The following is an 18,245-nucleotide window of genomic DNA, read 5'->3' as shown; positions in this document are numbered from 1 at the left end:
AAAAACCGCTATGATTTTGTAGCGGTTTTTTATTTTTCTATTTTGAAATAATTAGCTTTTGTATTTTCACTAAAAAAATAAGTATGCTGCAAAACCATGAAATTGATTACCGAATTATAGGCGAAGAAATGCAATATGTTGAAATTGAGTTAGACCCTAATGAAACCGCTGTTGCTGAGCCGGGTGCATTTATGATGATGGACGATGGCATTAGTATGCAAACTATTTTCGGTGATGGCAGTAATCAAAATAATGGATTATTAGGGAAACTGTTTTCAGCCGGAAAACGCATGTTGGTAGGGGAAAATTTGTTTATGACAGCTTTTACCAATACAGGAGTGGGTAAAAAGCATGTAAGCTTTGCGGCGCCTTATCCCGGTAAAATTATTCCATTAGATTTATATAGGCTTGGTTACAAAGTAATTTGCCAAAAGGATGCTTTTTTATGTGCTGCAAAAGGGGTTAGCATTGGTATTGAATTTCAACGCAAATTAGGTACAGGGTTATTTGGTGGTGAAGGTTTTATTATGGAAAAGTTAGAAGGTGACGGAATGGCGTTTGTGCATGCTTGCGGCCATGTAGAACAAAAAGAATTGCAACCGGGTGAATTACTTAAAATTGACACGGGTTGTATAGTAGGTTTTACCGCTACAGTGCAATATGATATTCAGTTTATTGGCGGTATAAAAAATACCATTTTTGGTGGTGAAGGTGTATTTTTTGCAACTTTACGTGGGCCCGGAACAGTTTGGATTCAAACCCTGCCTATTAGTCGTTTGGCAGGCCGCATCTTGCAATATGCTACTTTTAAAAAGCGTGAAGAAGGAAGTGTGTTGGGCGGATTAGGTAATTTATTAGATGGTGATGGATGGTAAAATTATAAGAATATGGAGCAGGCAATTCAAGAACAATTAGTGCAAACATGTTTGCATTATTGGCATGAAAATTTACATAAAATAACATATTGCTTGTCGCTACTATCCGAAGAACAAGTTTGGCAGCAATCCAACCCCGTTACCAATAGTATTGGTAATTTAATAGTGCATCTTTGCGGCAACATTAGTCAGTACATATTGGCTACTTTGGGTGGGCAGGTATATCAAAGAAATAGAGATGCTGAATTTCAGCAACAACAACACATGCCTAAAGCAACCTTGTTACAACAATTAAACAATGTGTTACTGGAAGCAGAAAAAATTACCCAATCCTGTATTACTGATAAATGGCTTCAGCTTTATGCAGTACAAATTTACCATATGAGCGGGGTTGCCATCCTTATTCATGTTACGGAGCATTTATCTTACCATACCGGGCAAATAGCTTTTATTACAAAACAAATAACCGGTACCGATTTGGGTTTTTATGCTGCATTAAAATAATTGTTTATGCTATATCTCGCTATGGAAAACACCTTATCATATGTTGAAATAATTGTTGCCGGAATTAATTAACTAAGCAGTAAATTCGTAACAGCAAAGTTGCTATGCATTATGGATAAACTTACCCAAAAAATTGCAGGATCAGGTTATTTTTCTAACGATAGTTTGCAGGCTTTTTTACAACATTGGCAACAATGGAAATTACCGAAAGATTACATGCTGCTCAAAGAAGGTATTGTTTCCGATTATATTTATTTCGTATCATCCGGCCTGGCCCGTATTTATTATTTTAAACATGGGAAAGAAATTACCGAGTGGCTGGCAATGGATGAAACCTTTTTTCTTTCCATAACCAGTTTTTTTAAGCGAACACCCAGCAAGTTAAATATTCATACTATTGAACCATCAGTAATAATGGGCATACATCATGATGATTTAATGCGCCTCTGCGATGAGTACCATGATGTGGAAAGGTGGTTACGAAAATTATTAACCAGGTCACTCATCTCTTCGCAGCAACGCATGGATGCCATACAATTTGAAACAGCCTTACATCGTTATAGACGCTTAGCTGACGAGTATCCTTCCATTTTGCAAAGAGTGCCTTTGTCTTATATCGCCTCTTTTTTGGGTATTACACAAGAAACACTCAGTCGTATTCGGGCACATAGATAATTTTTTTTGACTATTGTCAATGAAAGCTATGCTTTAAGCAATGAACTTTAGGTTTCAATAAATTAAACATATGAAACCTCTTTACATTTTAACTGCCCTTGCTTTGTTATACAGTGGCCAAACTATACTGGCACAATCACCAAAAGCTAAACAACTGGTTGGTCAAATGACACTTGAACAAAAAGTTGAGTTAGTAGTAGGAATGGGTATGCGTTTACCGGGCCCTACCGCTGCATCCGATAAAAAAGATACGGCTAAACATGCAACACCCGGTTTTCAGTTGCCACCATCGTTGCCACAAGATGCATCTATTCCAGAAAAGGTACCCGGTGCTGCAGGTCGTACACATGCTATACCAAGTTTAGGATTGCCTTCTTTAACCTTGTCCGATGGACCTGCAGGGGTGCGGATTAATCCAATTCTTCCTGATCATCCCAATCAAACTTATTATGCAACGGCATGGCCCGTAGGTACTTTACTGGCTTCATCATGGGATACCAGTTTGGTGCAAAGCGTAGGGAAAGCATTTGGTCGTGAAATTCAACAATATGGTATTGATGTAATTCTTGGACCCGCTATGAATATTCAACGTAATCCTTTAGGAGGAAGAAACTTTGAATATTATTCTGAAGACCCTTTGGTTTCAGGGCATATTGCAGCAGCTATGGTCCGTGGGGTTCAACAAAATGGCGTTGGTACTTCCATTAAACATTTTGTAGCCAATAATCAGGAAACTAATAGAAACAGTGTTAACACAATTGTAAGTGAGAGGGCACTACGTGAAATTTATTTGAAAGGGTTTGAAATTGCTGTGAAAGAGGCGCAACCTTGGACTGTTATGTCTTCTTACAACTTAATTAACGGCACTTATACTTCTGAAAGTCATGATTTATTAACTGATATTCTTCGGAATGAATGGGGCTTTAAAGGCTTGGTAATGACAGACTGGTTTGGTGGAAAAGATGCCGTTGCACAAATGAAAGCGGGCAACGATTTATTAATGCCCGGTACCATTTTGCAATATAATGCTATTTTAACAGCAGTAAAAAATGGCACATTAAGTGAAGATGTTATTAATAGAAATGCAGCAAGAGTAGTGGATTTAATTTTTGAATCGCCTACCTACAAAAAAATTCCTTATACCGATAAACCCGATTTAAAAGCAAATGCACAAATTTCTCGAAAAGCTGCTACAGAAGGAATGGTATTGTTACAAAATAATAATAACGCACTGCCATTGACGATTAAAAACAACAAACAAATAGCTCTCTTTGGTAATACATCGTATGATATTATTGCCGGAGGTACCGGTAGCGGTGATGTAAATAAAGCTTATACCATTTCATTGGATAAAGGGTTATTAAATGCAGGATATAGCATTGACAAAAACCTGATTGAAGCTTATACCACTTATATAGCAGAAGAAAAAGCCAAACAACCCAAGCCTCGTTTCTTTTTTGAATTAGTACCACGAGTTAAAGAAATGAATTTAGAGGAACCTTTGTTACAAACAGAAGCACAAAATGCTGCAGCTGCCATTATAACGATAGGCCGTAATGCAGGCGAAGGCGCTGATAGAAAAGTAGAAAACGATTTTACTTTATCTACTGAAGAGAAAAGCATGATACAAAAAGTTTGCGAAGCTTTTCATGCTCAAAACAAAAAAGTAATTGTTGTTTTAAATATTGGCGGTGTAATTGAAACTGATAGCTGGCGCAGTTGGCCCGATGCCATTTTATTGGCATGGCAACCCGGGTTAGAAGCAGGTAATGCTATTGCTGATGTTGTTAGTGGAAAAGTAAATCCTTCAGGAAAATTAGCCGTTACTTTCCCCATTCGTTATGAAGATGAACCATCTGCCAAAAACTTCCCCGGAAAAGAATTAGAGCCTAATGAGCACAAAGGATTTTCTTTATTTGGTGTGCCTGCAGAGGTAATTTATGAAGAAGGTATTTATGTTGGATATCGTTATTTTACAACCTTTCATGTAAACACTGCTTATCCTTTTGGTTATGGATTATCCTACACTCAATTTAATATGAAGCCGCTTCAGTTAAGTGCAAATGTTATGAAGCAAAATATTGTTGTTAAAGTAACTGTTACGAATACAGGTAAAGTTGCCGGAAAAGAAGTGGTTCAGTTGTATGTTTCTGCACCCCATAGTAAAATCGGTAAACCTGCAGAAGAACTAAAGGCTTTTGCAAAAACACCATTGTTACAACCCGGACAGTCAACAACCATTTCTTTTGCTTTAACGCCTGCTGACCTGGCTTCCTTTGTAACCGACCAAGCAGCTTGGATTGCAGATGCCGGAAATTATACCATTAAAGTTGGAAATTCATCAGCTAACATTTTGCAAACAGCTACCTTCCAATTACCGCAACAAGTAATTACCGAAAAAGTAAAAAATTTAATGGTGCCCCAGCAGCCTATACACGAGTTACAACCTGCTGATTAGTTGATTGGGATGTAATAAAAAATTGATAGTTTTAAAAAGGCAACTGCGGAGTTGCCTTTTTTTGTGCGCCGGAAAAAGTAGTGACTTTTATTTAACCTTTCTTGGTAAAATGTTGCAAACGTTGTGCTGCTTCTAACAGTGTGGCTTCTTTTTTGGCAAAGCAAAATCGTAATACTTTCTCATCGGTTTTGTTGTGGTAGAATGCAGATACGGGAATAGTGGCTATACCGGCTTCTTTTACTAATGTGGTAGCAAAAACATCATCGGGTTTATCGGATAGTTTAGTATAGCTAAAACATTCAAAATAACTTCCATGTGAAGGAATGTATTCAAAACCGGTGCCTTGCATTAGGTTTCTGAAATAATCGCGCTTTTGTTGAATGAAATGACCCAATTCTAAATACTTATCTTTTAGTTGTAAATATTGTGCTAAGGCTATTTGTTTGGGGGTGTCGCAACTAAAGCAATTAAACTGATGCACTTTTCTAAATTCTTTCATCAATGGCTCAGCAGCAATGCAATAGCCTAATTTCCAGCCTGTACAGTGGTAAGTTTTTCCAAAAGATGCAATTACAAAACTTCTTTCCATTAAATCGGGGTAACGCAACATACTTTGATGCATTATACCATCGAAAATTAAATGCTCATAAACTTCATCACTAATAATGTTTATGGGAGTATTTGCTATTAAATTTCTCAGGTGTTGAATATCCTGTTCCGATAATATTGCACCGGTGGGATTATGGGGAGAGTTGATAATAATTGCTTTGGTTTTATTGTTTATTTTATCCGCAACTTCATTCCAGGGAATGGCATAGTTGGGATATTGCAAAGCAATAAATACAGGTTTGGCACCATTTAAAATTATGTTAGGCACATAACTGTCATAAGCAGGTTCAAAAACAATTACTTCATCGCCGGGCTGTAAAATGGTTGTAAGGGCTGTGTAAATGGCATAAGTGCCTCCGGGGGTAATGGTAATAGAAGTTTCCGCATTAATATGGGTATGATACAAATAAAGTACTTTTTCGGCAATGGCTTCCCGTAAGGCAGGCACACCATTGGTATGTGCGTATTGGTTAAAGCCATTTTTCATTGCTTGGTTTACAGCTTCCACCAATACTTCATCCATCATAAAATCGGGGAAGCCTTGTCCTAAATTTATGGCATGATGTGTATTGGCCAATTGACTCATTACCGTAAAAATGGTAGTACCTACCTGGGGTAATTTTGATTGAATTTGCATAACAGAATTATAATAGGATTATAATAGGGCAATTAAATAACTTAAGGGGCTATGGTGCCGGCAACTCTTTTCAATTCTATTTCAGCAGCTTTGGCAGCATAGCTTAAATTCACCAGTTTATAGCCGGCTTCTTCAAAACTTTGTTGGGCTGCACGAACTTCCAAAATAGTGGCTTGTGATAAACTAAACCGTTGCAAGGTTAAATTTACTAACTGCTCCGATAAACGATTAATGGCATATTGGGCAGCTATTAAGTCCAATGTATGAATATACATTTGATAGGTTTTGGCTAAATCGGTTTGGTAATTTAAAATGGTAGCCTCTTTTTGTGTTTTGGAAATTTGGGTATTGATAGCTGCGGTTTGTTGTTGCCTTTTTAATACGCTGCCATTATAAATTGGTACCGATAAATTTAAACCTACATAAGGCCCATACTGTTGGTTTAATAAAATTTGTCCGCCATTGCTGGTACTTCTTCCGTAGTTAATGCCCCCGTTTAAACGCAAAGAGGGATAACGCAATGCAGCTGTTTGTTTTTCAGCCAACTCATTAATGGTAATTTGTTGTGATGCGGCAATGATATCAGGGTTTTGTTGTAAGCGGGTTAAAATATCATCAAATTTTATATTGTTTTCAATGGCTATGGAGTCGGTAAGAACAATGGTTGAATCGGCGGTAAGGCTTAGAAGGTTTAATAAATCGGCCTTGGTTTGTTCAACTACAATTTTTTGTGATTGAAAGTCTTGTTCCTTGCTGTGTAAATCAATTTCAGCTTGAAATAAATCGGCATCATTGGCATACCCAACGCTACGTTTGGCATTAATAATTTCCAGTTGTTTTTTTGAAACATCAATGCTTTTTGAAAGGGTGGTTAAGTAACTATTTTGTCTTACCACATCAAAATATTTGGTCATTACGGCAGCAATGGTATTTTGCACCTGCGAATTGAACAATGATTCGCTCTGTGCTTCAATTGCTTCTAATTGTTTTTTAGTGGCAATTACCCGGTAACCATTGTATAGCAGCATAGAGCCTGCTACACCTGCATTCAGGTTATTACTGATGGCGCCATTCCGGGTTAAGTCTCTGTCGCCGGTTGCACTGTTAATTTTTTGATTAATATTTACAATGCTTTCCTGATTGGTGGCAGTGCCCGTAACTGTTGGTAAACCACCTGCAATACCAATGTTGTTATTGACTTTTGCAATATCAATATTGCTTTTGGCAATTTGAATATTGTAATTCTGTTTCAAAGCCAGGTTTACGGCATCTAAAACTGAAAGCGGGCGCTGAGCCATTACCTGCAATGCACCGCAGCCCAAGGCCAATAAAAAAAACTTTCTCATAATGCATGAAATTAGCGTTGGTGCAGGGTTGTATCAAAAATATTTTATGAACGGACAATGGGCGGACTATTGTACCAATGTTCCCACATTCATGCCTTCTACCACTTTTAAAAGATTTCCGGGCTTATTCATGTCGAAAACAATAATGGGTAATTGATTTTCCATGCAAAGTGTAAAGGCTGTCATATCCATTACTTTCAAGTTTTGGTTAATACATTCTTGGAAGCTAATGGTTTCAAAGCGTTTGGCATTTGGTTCTTTTTCCGGGTCGGCATTATATATGCCATCAACCCTTGTGCCTTTCAAAATAACATCGGCTTTCATTTCAATGGCCCTTAGCGAACCTGCAGTATCAGTAGTGAAATAGGGGTTGCCCGTACCGGCACCAAATATTACCACTCTGCCTTTTTCTAAATGTCGCAATGCTTTTCGACGGATATAAGGTTCAGCTACTTGTTCCATGTTAATGGCACTTTGTAAACGGGTATAAACACCAATTTTTTCAAGCATGGCTTGCATGGCCATAGCATTAATAACGGTGGCTAACATACCCATATAATCTCCATGTGCCCTTTCAATACCGCTTTCTGCTTCATTCATACCCCGATAAATATTACCGCCACCAATAACAATTGCCACCTGAACACCCAGGTTAGTAACCAATTTAATGTCTTGGGCATATTGTTCAATAATTTTTGGGTCAAAGGGGTCGCCGTTTTTAACATCGCCAACTAGGGCTTCGCCCGATAACTTTAGCAGAATACGTTTGTACTTAGGCAGCATATAAAAGGTTGTTGATTAAATGAATTCTATGTGCAATGATTATAGTGCAAATAACCTGATTTTTTGCAGAAGTTACAAAACGAAAAAAGGGAACCTTTTGAAAGTTCCCTTTTTTTGTACAAATGTTGGAAAATATTTATCCTAATGCAACGCGTTTAAAAGCAATTACTTTTAAGTCGGCATCAACTGATTTTAAATAGTCGCCAACGCTTTTGCTGCCATCTTTTACAAAAGCTTGTGCCAATAATGTTTGCTCTTTAAAGAAGGCGTTTAATTTACCTTCTGCAATTTTAGCAATCATTTCGGCAGGTTTACCGGCCATTTTAGGATCGGCAGAAATTTGTTCGGTAACAATAGCTCTTTCTCTTTCAACTATTTCGGCAGGTACAGCGTTGGCATCAATGGCAACAGGATTCATAGCTGCAATTTGCATGGCTACATCTTTACCGGCTTCGGCAGCAGCTTTGTTTAAACCTACTAAAACGCCCATGCGGTAGGCTCCGTGAATGTATGAGGCAACATAAGGTGCTTCAATTCTTTCAAACTTTTGAATGCCAATTTTTTCGCCGATAGCAGCCAGTTTATCGTTAATTAGGTCGGCTACTTTAGCACCATTAACGGTAACTTCATTTAATTCGTCAATACTTTTTACGTTGTTAGCCACTGCAGCATCGGCAATTGATTGAGCAAAGGCAACGAAATCGGCATTTTTAGAAACGAAGTCGGTTTCGCAGCTAATGCAAACAATAAAACCTGTTGTATTATCTGCATTGGTTTTAGCAATAATTACGCCTTCTTTTGCCTCGCGGTCGCTGCGTTTAGCGGCAACTTTTTGGCCTTGTTTGCGTAACCAGTCAATAGCTGCTTCAAAATCGCCATTGGTTTCGGTAAGGGCTTTGCGGCAATCCATCATACCGGCACCGGTTGCCTGGCGTAGTTTATTAATATCTGCTGCGGTTATAGTAACAGTACTCATGGTAATAAATTTTGTTCGGTTAAAAATTGTTGCAAAACTACCTGTGGCTATTTCAACAATTGCTATATGTTTTGTTATGAAATGTTGAAGAATGTACAGGAAGTTGCAGTGTGCGACGCAACGGAAGTTGAATAAAGTGGTAACAGCCGGGTTCATAAAAATAATGGCAAATGAACCCGGTTTTGTTACAATTTATTTATCTGCCACCACCGGCTGGACGGCGGCTATTGGGTACTCTGCGTTTGGGGGCACCACCGGCTTCGCCACCGCGGCCACCTTTACGGGCACGGGCAGCTTCGCTTTGAGCTTCGGCTTCCAATCTGCGGGCTTTAATTTCTAATTCGTTGGTTTCTTCGTGTGTTTCTTCTTCTTCTTTACTTGCTTGGCGTTCGGCTAAGCCTTCTGCAATGGCAGCGGTTAAGTAATTGGTAATGATGGCTATTGATTTGGTAGCATCATCATTAGCAGGAATTGGGAAATCAACTTTATTAGGATCGCAATTGGTATCAACCATACCAAAAGTGGTAATGCCTAAACGTTTAGCTTCGGCTAATGCAATATGTTCTACGCCAATGTCAACCAAGAAAAGGGCTGCGGGTAGGCGGCTCATTTGAGCTATACCGCCTAACACTTTTTCCATTTTTTCTTTATCGCGGCTAAGGGTTAAGCGTTCTTTTTTGGTAAGACTTTCAGCACTGCCGTCGTTCAGCATTTTTTCAATGCTTTGCATTTTTTTTACGCTTTTACGAACGGTGTTAAAGTTGGTAAGCATACCACCCAGCCAGCGTTCGGTAGCGTAAGGCATGTTAACGCGTTTAGCACATTCGGCTACAATTTCTTTAGCTTGCTTTTTAGTAGCTACGAACATTATTTTTTTGCCGTTTTTGGCAATTTGCTTCATAGCTGCGGCTGCTTCCTGTAAATGGTCAACAGTTTTATTAAGGTCAATAATGTGAATGCCTTTTTTTTCTGCATAGATGAAAGGCAACATTTTAGGATTCCATTTCTTTTTTAAATGGCCAAAATGTACACCGGCATCTAACAACTGCTGCTGTAGTGAAGTATTATTTTCCATTGTGTTTGTATAAATAGTTTGAATGATAAAGTTTGTTGTATCCAAAACCAATTAACGTTTACTGAATTGGAAGCTTTTGCGTGCTTTTTTGTGACCGAATTTCTTACGTTCAACACTGCGAGGATCACGTTTTAATAAGCCGGCAGCTTTTAATACAGGTCTGAATTCGGGATTTACTTCCAATAATGCGCGGGCAATACCCAGCTTAGCGGCTTCGGCTTGTCCTTTTAAACCACCGCCTTGTGCATTAATAACAATGTCAAATTTATTGGTTACTTCGGCAGTTTTTAAAGGGGCTTCTACCTGGTTTTGCAGGTAAACTAACGGAAAGTATTCTTTATAGTCTTTATCGTTCACGGTAATTTTACCTTCACCCTTACTGATAAATACACGGGTTACGGCTTCTTTACGGCGTCCAACTGCGTTTTTTTGTTTTTCCATTTATTTGGAATTGATGGTTGAAAAATGAGTTTAAAATTTTAATTCTTTAGGTTGTTGTGCACTATGCGGATGTTCGTTGCCTGCATAAACAAACAACTTATTGAACATTTTACGGCCTAAACGATTTTTGGGTAACATGCCTTTAACGGCTCTTTCTAAAACCGCTTCAGGTTTGCGTCTTAATAAATCTTTAGCGGCTTCTTCTTTTTTACCACCGGGGTAGCCGGAAAAGTTGATGTACAATTTTTCATCCATTTTGTTGCCGGTAAATACTAACTTATCGGCATTAATAACAACCACGTAATCGCCACAATCAACGTGTGGAGTATAATACGCTTTGTTTTTGCCCCTTAATACGGCGGCAATTTTGGAAGCAAGGCGCCCTACGGTTTGATTAGTACCGTCTACAACATACCAGTTGTGCTTAACGGTAGCCGCGTTTGCATGCTTGGTAGTGAAATGAAGATGACTCATAATAATGATTTGTTTTAATGATGCCGAAGCTATCCCTTCGGCGAATAGCCCAATTTTTGGGATGGCAAAGGTAGCATGAATGCTTTGAGATTTGCAATTTTATGAGCTCTTTTTTTTATCGTGTGTTTATAACTAATTGATTTTCAATAAAAATTTTGTCTCTATTTTTTCTTTATGCCTTTCAACAGGCATTTTTCGGGCATTTTAAGCGGCCGCTTAAGGGTAAGAATGCACCATTGGCGGCTTTAAGCGCATTACTATTTGTGAAAACACAGTGGCTTGGGGTTTCTAAGGTTGGCTGAAATTTAAAAGTCAATTCCAATCCACTTTCGTTTGTTTTTTTCGTATTTCTGAAAGTTAAACTTGTATAATTTGCCGGGGCGGTGTGGTACATCTTGTTCCATTTCACCTATATCAATCAGTAAACCCATTGCTGCAAATTTTTTGCGGAAGTTGCGGCGGTCTAATTGTACGCCTAAAATGGCTTCATATAAATTTTGCAGTTCGCGTAGGGAGAATTTTTCGGGTAATAAATTAAATCCTAAGGGATGTTCTTGAATGCGTTTTTGTAACCATTGGTGGCAGGTATCTAAAATTTCTTTATGGTCGAATGCCATTTCTTTAATTGAATTTACACTATGCCAGTGCAATTCATTGTCCAAGGTTTTTAACTCGTGGTGTTGAATATTCAATAACGAGCAGTAAGCCACTGTTAGAACTCTGCCTCCGGGGTGGCGGTTGGGCTTACTAAAAGTGCGTACTTGGTCAAGATAAACATTGGTCATGCCGGTTCGTGTTTTTAATACCCTGTAAGCGGCATCATCTAACTCTTCATTGTCTTCTGCAAAATCGCCTAAAAGCGACCATTTGCCTTTATACATTTCAAGATCACTTCTTATCAGCAATACTTTCAGTTCTTCTCCATCAAAGCCAAAAATTACACAGTCAACGGTAATGGGTACTCGAGGGTATGAATTAACTAAGGCTTTTACATCGGTTATTAATGGGCGCTGTGCGGCTGGTTCGGTTTGAACGCTTTTGGGTTTCATTGTTGGCAAGTATTAAGTTCATCTTCTACTTCAGAAGAAAGTAATGGGGCGTTAAAGGTAATACTTTTAAATGATGTGTAAATTTTACATAAGCATAAAAATGGGTATTTATAGGTAAGCAAGTATTTTTGAAGCTAATTCCGAAAAACAATGTACACTGCTGAAAATATTCATGCATTAAATGAGTTAACCCGTAAATGGATGCAAATTGAAAGTTTGCCCAATGCTGTTGAGTTAGCTGCCGCCGATATTGAAAGCCTGCGCACTGTGTTGCGTTTTCATGAATATCAATATTATGTAGCCGATAATCCATTGATTAGTGATTTTGAGTTTGATGGTTTATATAAACTTTTAGAGCGTACAGAAAAAGCACATCCTGATTTAATTACACCGGTTTCACCCACTCAGCGTGTAGGTAATAGCTTAAATCAGAATTTCGTAACGGTACCCCATTTGGTGCCCATGCTTAGTTTGGAAAACAGTTATAATAAAGCCGATTTGTTAGACTGGGATAGAAGAGTTCAGGAAATAGCTCACCAGCCGAACATAGAATATACCCTTGAACCTAAATTTGATGGTGCGGGTATTTCGTTGGTGTATGAAAATGATGTTTTGGTGCGTGCACTTACCCGTGGAGATGGTGTGGAGGGAGAAGATATTACCACCAATATCAAGCAAATACATTCTATTCCTTTAACCGCTCCATTTTCTAAATATGGCATACAATTGATAGAAATTAGGGGTGAAGTTATTATGACGAAGCAAGCCTTTGCTTTGTATAATGAAAAATTGGCCGAGCAGGGTTTATCGCCTATGGCCAACCCTCGAAATGCTGCCGCAGGAAGTTTGCGCATGAAAGATCCGAAAGAAGTGGCGAAAAGGAATTTGCAGGCTTTTTTATACCATGTTAGCTATTATACCAAATTGCCTTATGCAACCGAAACAGCATCTGCATTATTAAATACGCATGCCGGTATGCTGCAGTTGCTATGGGAATGTGGTTTGCATTCGCCTGTAAAAGAAAGAAAAATTGTAAAAGGAATTGATGCAGTAGTGCAACAAGTAGAGGCTTTTGAACATTTGCGCGATGAACTGCCTTATGAAATAGACGGCATGGTAATAAAGGTAAACAATTTGGCATTGCAAGAAACGTTGGGAATGACCAGCCATCACCCACGGTGGGCCATTGCCTATAAATTCAAAGCACGTCAAGCTACCACCGTTTTGCAGTCGGTTGAATTTCAGGTAGGCCGTACAGGTGCTGTTACGCCTGTTGCCAAGCTGAATCCGGTTGCCATTGGCGGGGTAACGGTATCCAGTATATCTATTCACAATGAAGATTATATTAAGGAAAAAGATTTAAAAATTGGCGATACCGTTTTAATTGAAAGAGCCGGCGATGTAATTCCACAAATTGTAAAATCAATGCCCGAATTACGAACCGGGCATGAAAAAGCAATTCATTTTCCCAAGCATTGCCCGGTATGCCATAGCCCTCTGTTTAAAGAAGAAGGTGAAGCCGTATGGCGTTGCGTGAATATTGAATGTAAAGCCCAAGTATTAGAGCGCATTATTCACTTTGTGAGTAAGGATGCTATGGACATAAAAAGCCTGGGCGAAGCCAACATAAGAAGGTTTTATGAACTGGGTTTGTTGAAAGATATTCCGGGCATTTATCGCCTTGATTTTGCAGCAATTGCGCAATTAGACGGGTTTGGGAAAAAATCGGTTGAAAATTTGCAAAATGCCATTGAAGCTTCCAAAAAACAGCCTTTGCATCGGCTGATTTATGCCCTGGGCATTCGTTTTGTAGGCGAAACTACTGCCAAAACACTGGCCAATGCCGTTACCCATTTGCTTGATTTGGCCAAAATGAGTAACGAGGAATTACAACAATTGGAAGATATTGGCGTTAAAGTAGCAGGAAGTATTCAGCATTTTTTTAGTAATGCCCAAAATTTGGCAATGCTGAATGAATTGAAAAGTTATGGGTTGCAGTTTAATAATGAAAAGCGTACACAAACCCATAACGGTAATTTGCAGGGGCAAACCTTTTTGTTTACCGGAACACTTACCAAATTCAAGCGTTCCGAGGCAGAAAGTATGGTTGAGCAACGGGGCGGCATTATAGTTGGCAGTGTAAGCAGTAAGTTAAATTACCTGGTTGTGGGCGAAGATGCCGGTTCGAAACTGGAAAAAGCAAAAAAGATTAATACAATTAAGATAATTGATGAAAATGAATTTCTATCTTTATTGCAACAATAAACAACCTTAACTATGTTTGAACACCTACCCAACGAAAAGTGGCGTCAATTTGATTTCCCAAATTCGAATGCCCTTCAAAAAAAGTATATGGTAAGCAACATGGGAAGAATTGCCTCTTTTACTGAAAATTTTAAAAAAGATGGCACCCTGCTTAAAGGTTCAGCGATTGAAGGATATCGGATCATTCGCCTGAAAGTAAAAGATAGCTACACACATTTTCTGTTACACAGAGCTGTTGCAGAATTGTTTTTGAAAAAGCCTAAGGCCAATGAAAAGTTTATCATCCATCTCAATCACAACAAGAAAGATAACAGAGCTGAAAATTTAAAATGGGCAACACAAGAAGAAGTTATTGAACACAACAAAAGCAACCCACGTGTAAAAGCTGCTCGCAAAAAAATTCAACAGCGCACAGCCGAGTTGAAAAAAGGATTGAAGTTAACCTTGGCACAGGTAAAAGACATTAAAAAAATGTTGGCCAATCCCAAGCGTAAACTTACTTATAAGCAAATGGCTGAAAAGTATGGCGTTAGCGAAATGGCTATTACCCGCATAAAACGTGGTGAAAACTGGGGCCATGTAAAAGTGTAACAACACTATTTAGCTTATTTATAATTTTAAAACCTGCGTTAACGGAACACCATTGCTGTGCTTCGTTAACTTTTTTATTGCAGTATGCTCAACAAGTCAACAATTTCGTTTTTAAAGAATCTGGCCAAGCACAATAATCGCGAATGGATGCAAGCAAATAGGCCGGCTTATGAGGCTGCTCGTGCTGATTTTTTGCAATTTACCCAACAGGTACTTACAGGTTTTGCAAAGCATGAACCCGACTTGCTTCCCTTACAACCCAAAGATTGTGTGTTTCGCCAAAATCGCGATGTTCGGTTTAGTGCGGATAAAAGCCCTTATAAAATTAATATGGGTGCTGCATTTTCAAAAGGCGGAAAAAAATCAGTATTGGCAGGCTATTATTTTCATTTAGAGCCGGGCAAAAGTTTTGTAGGTGGCGGCCTTTGGATGCCCGATAAAGCCCTCGTACAAAAAGTACGACAGGAAATTGACTATTGTTGGGACGAATGGCAATTAATGCTGAAAAATAAATCGTTTCAAAAACATTACGGCGATTTTAGCCGTGAACCGGCAATGGTTTTGCAACGTGAACCGAAAGGGTATGATAAAAATAATCCGGCTATTGCCTATTTAAAAATGAAAAGTTGGGTAGCTGCTCAACCTTTAACCGATGCAGCCTTAACAGAATCCGACTTAGTTAAAAATGTAATAGATGCGTTTAAAGCATTACAACCATTTGTGCATTTTATGAACAGGGCCATAGAGGGTTAATGAATAAAGGCAGCAGAAGGTTTTACATAATTCCATGCTTTACCCAAATAGGCTATTACCTGTGTGGCAACTAAACTTTCCTCAGCTTCTGTTTCTAATGCCAAATCAGCTGCAGTGCCATGCAAGTAAACACCCAAGCGTGCTGCAATACATGGCTCATATTTTTGTGCCAGCAAAGCAGTAATAATTCCCGTTAAAACATCGCCCGAACCACCTTTCGCCAATCCTGCATTGCCGGTAGTATTAAAAAAGCCTTTTCCTTGCTGGGCTACTAATGTATAGTGACCTTTTAACACAATGGTTAACGGATATTGTAGCGTTAGTGCTAAAGCTTTATGCAGGCGCTCAAAATCATTAACACATTTTCCAAAAACCCTATCAAATTCTTTGGGATGCGGGGTTAAAATACTTCCTTTAGGTAAAAGCCGCAGCCAATCTGCATTTTCAGCCAATATAGAAAGTGCATCCGCATCAATAACCATGGGTTGTTTATAATGTGAAATTACATTGAACAATATTTGCTGTGAATCCGTATTTACGCCCAATCCGGGTCCAATTCCAATAGCGGTGTAATGATTGATATTGTCAATTGTATTACTGCGCATTAATAGCATAGCCTCCGGATAACAGATGTTTAGTGCAGTTGCTCCTGATGCCGGTACTTGTGCGGTTACTAAACCGGTTCCACTACGTAAGGCCGCCCCCGTTGCCATGATAGCTGCCCCCATTTTTTCTTCACTTCCGGCAATAAGCAGTGCATGACCAAATTGTCCTTTATGCGAAAAGGCATCTCTAACGTGTATGCATTGCTGAATATCTTCCAGTACGGTTAGCTGTAAGTTTGTATCTATGGTGCTTAAGTAAGCAGGATGTAATCCAATATCTAATATTTGTACCTGGCCAAAAAAAGCTGCATTTTCAGGAATTAAAAAACAAAGTTTGGGGCATTGAATAGTCAGTGTATAGTTGGCTTTTACAATATTGGTACTTTCAGTATGTTGGTCAATGTACATACCGGTGGGTACATCAATAGCTATTACGGTAGCTTTGGCGGTATTAATATGTGCTGCAATTAAAGCATATAAGCCTGAAAGGGGTTTGTTTAAGCCTACTCCCAATAAGGCATCAATCACAATAGAATCATCATTTATGGGTGGCAATAAATTTTCCGATGAAATATACTGAATGGGTAATCCCAATACATGTAAACGATGTAAGTTTTCTTGAAAATTATCAGTACCCGGTTTTCCAAATTCTGCAATGAAAACTTTGGGTGTAATACCGGCCTCATGTAATAATCTTGCAATAGCTAAACCATCACCACCATTATTGCCTTTGCCGCAGAAAATATAAATTGGTTGCTTTAAAAAAGGTTGTTTCAATATCCATTGTGTACAAGCTTTCGCTGCTCTTTCCATTAAGTCAATAGAAGCAATTGGCGTATTGGCAATGGTATAAGCATCCCATTCTTGTAATTGCGCGGCAGATAATAATTTCATGCATTAAAGTTATTATAAAAAAAACACCTTCTCGCAAATTTCTATTTTTGAGAAGGTGTAAAAAACAAGCACTAAAAAAGCGCTACAACAAATGATTAGCCAATAAGTATTCTGCAATTTGTACTGCATTAGTTGCAGCACCTTTGCGTAAATTATCGCTTACTACCCACATGTTTAATGTTTTGGGTTGTGTTTCATCGCGACGAATACGACCCACAAAAACCTCGTCTTTTTCATGTGCCCACAATGGCATTGGATACAATTGTGCTGCATCATCTTGTTGAACTACAACACCCGGTGCGTTGTTCAATAAATCAATAATATTGGGTAGTTCAAATTCTTTTTCAAATTCAATATTCACACTTTCACTATGGCCGCCAATTACAGGAATTCTTACAGTTGTAGCTGTAACACGAATATTGTCGTCCTGCATAATTTTTTTGGTTTCGTTCACCATTTTCATTTCTTCTTTGGTGTAGCCATTTTCTAAAAACACATCTATTTGAGGAATGACATTCAAATCAATAGGATATTTATATGCCATTTCGCCCTGTACGCCTTTGCGTTCATTCATTAATTGGTCAACAGCTTTTTTGCCGGTACCCGTAACACTTTGATAAGTGCTTACTACAATTCGTTTAATAGTGAAGGCTTTATGTAATGGTTGCAATGCTACTACCATTTGAATGGTTGAGCAATTGGGATTCGCAATAATAAAATCATCTTTAGTTAATACTGCGGCATTTACTTCGGGCACTACCAATTTTTTAGTAGGGTCCATTCGCCAAGCGCTTGAATTATCAATTACTTTAATGCCTGCTGCTGCAAATTTGGGTGCCCACTCCAATGAGGTGCTGCCTCCGGCAGAAAACAATGCCAAGGCGGGTTTTGCGGCAATTCCTGCTTCCATGCCAACAACAGCATAAGGTTTCCCTTTAAACATTACCTGTTTGCCAACAGATTTTTCCGAAGCAACGGGAATTAATTCACTAACGGGGAAGTTTCTTTCTTCCAATACCTGTAACATTTTTGAGCCCACTAAACCGGTAGCTCCAACTACGGCTACTTTCATTTTTTGTTTTTTTGGTGATAGAATAATGTTTGCTTGCTCTAATTGGTTGTGTGCATTTTGCAATGAGGCATAAAAAAAACCTTCCAACGTTGGGAAGGTTTTTATTTATGTTGCCTATACACAAAAAAGTACCTTCCCGTTAAACAGGTTTCTTGGTACGTTT

At 38.6% G+C, this 18,245-nt stretch carries 17 protein-coding genes; 7 read left to right on the top strand and 10 right to left on the bottom strand.

All coding sequences use genetic code 11. From position 1 onward, the window contains the following. Positions 1–83: 83 nt before the first annotated feature. The 4 genes from LX80_RS07425 to LX80_RS07410 all read left to right on the top strand — a co-directional run bounded on the left by LX80_RS07425 (position 84) and on the right by LX80_RS07410 (position 4,512). The gene (locus tag LX80_RS07425) at positions 84–875 is read left to right on the top strand and encodes a TIGR00266 family protein (RefSeq protein ID WP_111294828.1); all 792 of its coding nucleotides are present in this window, start codon (positions 84–86) and stop codon (positions 873–875) included. 12 nt (positions 876–887) lie between these two features. Then, positions 888–1,379 (top strand): DinB family protein, encoded by a 492-nt coding sequence (locus tag LX80_RS07420; protein WP_111294826.1) that lies wholly within the window; start codon positions 888–890, stop codon positions 1,377–1,379. Between the two features lie 111 nt (positions 1,380–1,490). Next, positions 1,491–2,054 carry a Crp/Fnr family transcriptional regulator gene (locus LX80_RS07415; RefSeq protein WP_111294824.1) on the top strand — a complete coding sequence of 188 codons (564 nt, stop codon included), beginning with the start codon at positions 1,491–1,493 and terminating at the stop codon, positions 2,052–2,054. 70 nt (positions 2,055–2,124) lie between these two features. Continuing rightward, on the top strand, positions 2,125–4,512 hold the full coding sequence (locus tag LX80_RS07410; protein ID WP_111294822.1) for a glycoside hydrolase family 3 C-terminal domain-containing protein: 2,388 nt from the start codon (positions 2,125–2,127) through the stop codon (positions 4,510–4,512). A 91-nt stretch (positions 4,513–4,603) separates the two neighbouring features. On the opposite strand, the gene LX80_RS07405 is transcribed toward LX80_RS07410, so the two are convergent. From LX80_RS07405 to LX80_RS07370, 8 genes are all read right to left on the bottom strand, one after another. Further along, entirely contained in the window at positions 4,604–5,758 is a 1,155-nt protein-coding gene (locus tag LX80_RS07405) for a methionine aminotransferase (RefSeq protein ID WP_111294820.1), read from the bottom strand. A gap of 41 nt (positions 5,759–5,799) precedes the next feature. Beyond that, positions 5,800–7,104, bottom strand: a complete 1,305-nt coding sequence (locus LX80_RS07400; RefSeq protein ID WP_111294818.1) for a TolC family protein — start codon at positions 7,102–7,104, stop codon at positions 5,800–5,802. Positions 7,105–7,170: 66 nt separating this feature from the next. Then, on the bottom strand, positions 7,171–7,887 hold the full coding sequence (pyrH, locus tag LX80_RS07395) for a UMP kinase (RefSeq protein WP_111294816.1): 717 nt from the start codon (positions 7,885–7,887) through the stop codon (positions 7,171–7,173). 136 nt (positions 7,888–8,023) lie between these two features. Next, complete coding sequence (gene tsf, locus LX80_RS07390) at positions 8,024–8,863, bottom strand: translation elongation factor Ts (RefSeq protein ID WP_111295157.1); 840 nt, start codon at positions 8,861–8,863, stop codon at positions 8,024–8,026. A gap of 196 nt (positions 8,864–9,059) precedes the next feature. Next, positions 9,060–9,938 (bottom strand): 30S ribosomal protein S2, encoded by an 879-nt coding sequence (gene rpsB, locus LX80_RS07385; RefSeq protein WP_111294814.1) that lies wholly within the window; start codon positions 9,936–9,938, stop codon positions 9,060–9,062. Between the two features lie 51 nt (positions 9,939–9,989). Beyond that, entirely contained in the window at positions 9,990–10,379 is a 390-nt protein-coding gene (gene rpsI, locus LX80_RS07380; RefSeq protein WP_111294812.1) for a 30S ribosomal protein S9, read from the bottom strand. 30 nt (positions 10,380–10,409) lie between these two features. Then, positions 10,410–10,853, bottom strand: a complete 444-nt coding sequence (gene rplM / locus LX80_RS07375; protein ID WP_111294810.1) for a 50S ribosomal protein L13 — start codon at positions 10,851–10,853, stop codon at positions 10,410–10,412. A 305-nt stretch (positions 10,854–11,158) separates the two neighbouring features. Further along, a complete protein-coding gene (locus LX80_RS07370) occupies positions 11,159–11,902 on the bottom strand; it encodes an NUDIX hydrolase (RefSeq protein WP_111294808.1) in 744 nt (247 codons plus the stop codon). A 150-nt stretch (positions 11,903–12,052) separates the two neighbouring features. On the opposite strand from LX80_RS07370, the gene ligA reads away from it, so the two are divergent. From ligA to LX80_RS07355, 3 genes are all read left to right on the top strand, one after another. Next, positions 12,053–14,167: an NAD-dependent DNA ligase LigA gene (ligA, locus tag LX80_RS07365; protein ID WP_111294806.1), complete on the top strand. Its 2,115-nt coding sequence runs from the start codon at positions 12,053–12,055 to the stop codon at positions 14,165–14,167. A 12-nt stretch (positions 14,168–14,179) separates the two neighbouring features. Beyond that, positions 14,180–14,758: an HNH endonuclease gene (locus tag LX80_RS07360; protein ID WP_111294804.1), complete on the top strand. Its 579-nt coding sequence runs from the start codon at positions 14,180–14,182 to the stop codon at positions 14,756–14,758. 84 nt (positions 14,759–14,842) lie between these two features. Next, a complete protein-coding gene (locus LX80_RS07355) occupies positions 14,843–15,511 on the top strand; it encodes a DUF2461 domain-containing protein (protein WP_111294802.1) in 669 nt (222 codons plus the stop codon). Here LX80_RS07355 and LX80_RS07350 read toward each other — a convergent pair. Together LX80_RS07350 and LX80_RS07345 are read right to left on the bottom strand one after the other, a co-directional pair. Then, positions 15,508–17,010 carry an NAD(P)H-hydrate dehydratase gene (locus LX80_RS07350; protein WP_111294800.1) on the bottom strand — a complete coding sequence of 501 codons (1,503 nt, stop codon included), beginning with the start codon at positions 17,008–17,010 and terminating at the stop codon, positions 15,508–15,510. The genes LX80_RS07355 and LX80_RS07350 overlap by 4 nt on opposite strands. A gap of 82 nt (positions 17,011–17,092) precedes the next feature. Further along, on the bottom strand, positions 17,093–18,082 hold the full coding sequence (locus LX80_RS07345; protein WP_111295155.1) for an aspartate-semialdehyde dehydrogenase: 990 nt from the start codon (positions 18,080–18,082) through the stop codon (positions 17,093–17,095). Positions 18,083–18,245 lie beyond the last annotated feature (163 nt).

The organism is Hydrotalea sandarakina (genome assembly GCF_003254115.1).
Taxonomy (GTDB): Bacteria; Bacteroidota; Bacteroidia; order Chitinophagales; family Chitinophagaceae; genus Hydrotalea; species Hydrotalea sandarakina.
This window is presented reverse-complemented; position numbering and strand designations above follow the sequence as displayed.

Bases quoted from the DNA above. Each gene is read 5' to 3' on its own strand.
- LX80_RS07425 (WP_111294828.1), top strand. From the start codon at position 84: ATGCTGCAAAACCATGAAATTGATTACCGAATTATAGGCGAAGAAATG.
- LX80_RS07420 (WP_111294826.1), top strand. From the start codon at position 888: ATGGAGCAGGCAATTCAAGAACAATTAGTGCAAACATGTTTGCATTAT.
- LX80_RS07415 (WP_111294824.1), top strand. From the start codon at position 1,491: ATGGATAAACTTACCCAAAAAATTGCAGGATCAGGTTATTTTTCTAAC.
- LX80_RS07410 (WP_111294822.1), top strand. From the start codon at position 2,125: ATGAAACCTCTTTACATTTTAACTGCCCTTGCTTTGTTATACAGTGGC.
- LX80_RS07405 (WP_111294820.1), bottom strand. From the start codon at position 5,758: ATGCAAATTCAATCAAAATTACCCCAGGTAGGTACTACCATTTTTACG.
- LX80_RS07400 (WP_111294818.1), bottom strand. From the start codon at position 7,104: ATGAGAAAGTTTTTTTTATTGGCCTTGGGCTGCGGTGCATTGCAGGTA.
- pyrH (WP_111294816.1), bottom strand. From the start codon at position 7,887: ATGCTGCCTAAGTACAAACGTATTCTGCTAAAGTTATCGGGCGAAGCC.
- tsf (WP_111295157.1), bottom strand. From the start codon at position 8,863: ATGAGTACTGTTACTATAACCGCAGCAGATATTAATAAACTACGCCAG.
- rpsB (WP_111294814.1), bottom strand. From the start codon at position 9,938: ATGGAAAATAATACTTCACTACAGCAGCAGTTGTTAGATGCCGGTGTA.
- rpsI (WP_111294812.1), bottom strand. From the start codon at position 10,379: ATGGAAAAACAAAAAAACGCAGTTGGACGCCGTAAAGAAGCCGTAACC.
- rplM (WP_111294810.1), bottom strand. From the start codon at position 10,853: ATGAGTCATCTTCATTTCACTACCAAGCATGCAAACGCGGCTACCGTT.
- LX80_RS07370 (WP_111294808.1), bottom strand. From the start codon at position 11,902: ATGAAACCCAAAAGCGTTCAAACCGAACCAGCCGCACAGCGCCCATTA.
- ligA (WP_111294806.1), top strand. From the start codon at position 12,053: ATGTACACTGCTGAAAATATTCATGCATTAAATGAGTTAACCCGTAAA.
- LX80_RS07360 (WP_111294804.1), top strand. From the start codon at position 14,180: ATGTTTGAACACCTACCCAACGAAAAGTGGCGTCAATTTGATTTCCCA.
- LX80_RS07355 (WP_111294802.1), top strand. From the start codon at position 14,843: ATGCTCAACAAGTCAACAATTTCGTTTTTAAAGAATCTGGCCAAGCAC.
- LX80_RS07350 (WP_111294800.1), bottom strand. From the start codon at position 17,010: ATGAAATTATTATCTGCCGCGCAATTACAAGAATGGGATGCTTATACC.
- LX80_RS07345 (WP_111295155.1), bottom strand. From the start codon at position 18,082: ATGAAAGTAGCCGTAGTTGGAGCTACCGGTTTAGTGGGCTCAAAAATG.